The organism is Nostoc cf. edaphicum LEGE 07299, from assembly GCF_015207245.1.
GTDB classification, from domain to species: Bacteria; Cyanobacteriota; Cyanobacteriia; order Cyanobacteriales; family Nostocaceae; genus Nostoc; species Nostoc edaphicum_B.
This window is the reverse complement of sequence record NZ_JADEXF010000761.1, coordinates 1-3208: the sequence shown is the minus strand read 5'-3', so window position 1 is coordinate 3208 and position 3208 is coordinate 1. Positions and strand designations below refer to the sequence as shown.

Sequence of the window (3208 nt, the reverse complement as noted above, 5' to 3'; positions counted from 1 at the left end):
CATCTAAGGAGCGATCGCGCTTAGTTGTCACCCCGGCAAACGCTGTGGTAAGCTCTCCCAAGGGATCGTAAACGCAAACATTACCCTCAAATTTCCGCTCATCATAAATCAACTGGCGACAAATTTCTTGATGGCGGGCATCAATTTTCGATAACGGTAAAATTTTGTTAGCACTGACAATGGCTGCATCCATTCCCGCCGTTGTCGCCTCGTGCAAAAACACCGAGTTCAGCACCATCCGCGAGGCTGGATTCAAACCAAAGGAAATATTGGAAACACCCAAAATCACATGACATCCAGGCAATCCTTCACGAATCCGCCGGATGGATTCAATGGTAGCTTTACCGTTTTCTCGGTCTTCTTCAATCCCGGTGGAAATGGGTAACGCTAAGGTATCAAAGAATATTTCTGTGGGTGGTATGCCATATTCTACAGCTTGACGGTATGCGCGTTGTGCGATCGCAAACTTTTTGTCTGCTGTCCGCGCCATCCCATCTTCATCGATAGTACCAATGACTACACCAGCGCCGTATTTTTTCGCTAACTCCAACACCTTCAAAAAGCGCGGTTCTCCATCTTCATAGTTGGTGGAATTAAGCAAACACTTACCACCGGCAACCTTTAAACCAGCCTCCATCTTTTCCCATTCGGTGGAGTCAAGCATTAAAGGCAATGTCACATTATTGACAATGCGCGAAACTAACTCGTGCATATCCCGCACACCGTCACGTCCCACATAATCGACGTTGACATCAAGAATGTGTGCGCCTTCTTTTACTTGCGCCCTCGCCATTGAAACGAGTCCGTCCCAATCTTCCGCATTTAGCAAATCGCGGCACTTCTTGGAACCACTGGCGTTGAGACGTTCGCCAACAATCAAGAAAGAATTATCTTGATCGTAAGGCTGAGTGGTGTAAATTGATGCTGCTGCTGGTTCTAAGCTAGGATGTCTAACTTTTGGCTTCAAACCTTTAGCAACTTCTGCCAATTGTTGAATGTGTTCTGGACGTGTCCCACAGCAACCCCCGATCACTTGGACACCCAAATCTTCAACAAAATGCATCAGCGACATCCGTAATTCTAACGGTGTCAGACGGTAGTGCGCTTGACCGCCAACGTTCTCAGGTAAACCCGCGTTGGGAATACAAGAAACGATGAAAGGTGAATGTTCTGCCAGATACTTGATATGTGGTTTCATCAAGTCTGGGCCTGTGGCGCAGTTTAGACCGAGAATGTCAATTGGGTAAGGTTCCAAAATTGTCAGCACAGCACTGATTTCTGAACCAACCAACATTGTGCCCATGCTTTCCATTGTCACAGACACCATCAACGGCCGGCGATCGCCTTTTTTGGCAAACACTTCTTCAATGGCATTCAGCGCCGCTTTAATTTGCAGCACATCTTGGCAGGTTTCTACCAAAAATAAATCGACACCACCATCCCACAGCGCCTCTGCTTGTTCAGCAAAAGTAGCTTTCATGGTGTCAAAGTCAATATGTCCCAAGGTCGGAAGTTTGGTTGTCGGGCCGATGGAACCTGCCACAAACCGGGGTTTTTCTGGCGTGGAAAATTCCGCAGCGACACGCTTTGCCAATTCTGCGGCTGTCTTGCTGAGGTAGTAAGCTTGGTCTGCCAAGTCATATTCTGCCAGCACCAAGGACGTACTGCCAAAGGTATCGGTTTCAATGACATCTGCACCAGCAGCGAGAAAGTCACGGTGAACCTTAGCCACAGCTTCAGGTTTCGTGTGGACTAAGTATTCGTTACAACCTTCATACTGTGGACCACCAAAGTCTTCAGCAGTCAGGTTTTGCGTTTGTAAGTTGGTTCCCATCGCCCCGTCGAAAACGAGGACTGGGCTATCTGGACTACGCAGGCGTTCAAGGAAAGGATGAGTCATATTTTCCTAGAAGAAATGAGGAAATCAAGTGAGTCATGTGATACTCGACTTACTTTATTATTTTCCAAGATTGTGATATTTTCGGCATCTTTTAATAAAGTCTGTTTTGCTGAAACTCACTATTCGCTCATTTTGACCTGATTTATGAAGATTGGCGACGACAGAATTATCCAAAAGCGCCCTCATATCATGTCCGCTTGATCCGAATGTGAGTCTGAGCGATCGCCATCTCTGCAACGATATCAACTAAGTAGGCAAGCGATCGCACTTTCTATAATTATCTTAGCCAATGGCTACGGCAGTAAAATACGCTTTTTTTGCACAATTGTACACATTCTATAGATGTGTACAATAAAATTGCCGTGCAAAACACAACGAAAATAATCCGTCGCCGGATTAACATCACCTTGTCTGATGAAACAATTGAACTAATCGAGCGAGTTATTGAAAAAGGCGATTCTCTGGAGGAGACGCTACGCGATCGCAGTCGATTCATTAACTAAGCTGTGCAATATTATACTACTCAAAAAGCCTTAATCAATCTCAGAGAACAGTCAAAAGAAGGAGCCATACAACGGGCAGAACTTGATTTGGAGTTGGTGAAGTTTTGAGGCGATATCTGGTGAAAAGCTACTTTGCATCTGCGCTTCCCACGTTTCTAGAAGACGCGATTAATCGCGTCTCTACTCGTTTTGCTCAGACCTTAGTGTAATTATTGATTACTTTGGCTAAATCTGGCACTGCTTCTTCTACGTGCTTTTTGGCTGAACCGCGAAGTTTTTCATAGGTTCCTCGCACGATTTGGCGGTTTGAGTTCTTGACTCTCGCATCGGTAACACCCAGTAGTGCGTCTGCTGTATCAGAGCGATTCACGCTCAGATATTCAACTGGGTTGCCTTTCTCTACGCCTTGACTCCAAATGGGATCAAGTGCCGTGAAGCATTGCGGCAAAATCTGTTCAACCACATAGGGAATATACCCTGGCTTAACCCCCTTCAGGGCGGCAAATGCAGTTTTCAAAGCGATGCCGCTCATGCCTGACTTGGATGCAAGCTGTCCTTCGATCATATTGCAACAGTCCTCTATGACCATAGCCTTTTTGGTCGGGTTCAAAAGTCCGTCGCTAAGTCCCATTTCACTCTTCCTTATCTAAGTACTTAATTTTATTCGACTAATTTTTTTAGCAAGCAGGAAATTACAGAAAATGGTATCAGAGTTAGAGGATGTTGTGGATAAGCTGATACGCTTTTAGGCTGCATAGTTGAGAAAAGGCAGGGAGCAGAGGGCAGGGGGGCAGAGGGGCAGAGG

General features: G+C 45.9%; 3 protein-coding genes. 1 reads left to right on the top strand and 2 read right to left on the bottom strand.

Going from position 1 to position 3208, the window contains the following annotated elements:
- A partial coding sequence (locus IQ229_RS20275; protein ID WP_194046829.1) for a homocysteine S-methyltransferase family protein occupies positions 1-1900 on the bottom strand: 1900 nt, incomplete at its 3' end.
- A gap of 344 nt (positions 1901-2244) precedes the next feature.
- On the opposite strand from IQ229_RS20275, the gene IQ229_RS24255 reads away from it, so the two are divergent.
- On the top strand, positions 2245-2403 hold the full coding sequence (locus IQ229_RS24255) for a hypothetical protein (protein WP_228013601.1): 159 nt from the start codon (positions 2245-2247) through the stop codon (positions 2401-2403).
- 193 nt (positions 2404-2596) lie between these two features.
- Here the strand turns inward: IQ229_RS24255 and IQ229_RS20265 are convergent, their stop codons facing one another.
- Positions 2597-3034 (bottom strand): DUF6918 family protein, encoded by a 438-nt coding sequence (locus IQ229_RS20265; RefSeq protein WP_194046827.1) that lies wholly within the window; start codon positions 3032-3034, stop codon positions 2597-2599.
- Between the last annotated feature and the right edge of the window lie 174 nt (positions 3035-3208).

Coding starts and splice junctions, on each gene's coding strand:
- IQ229_RS20265 (WP_194046827.1), bottom strand. CDS start 3,034: ATGGGACTTAGCGACGGACTTTTGAACCCGACCAAAAAGGCTATGGTC.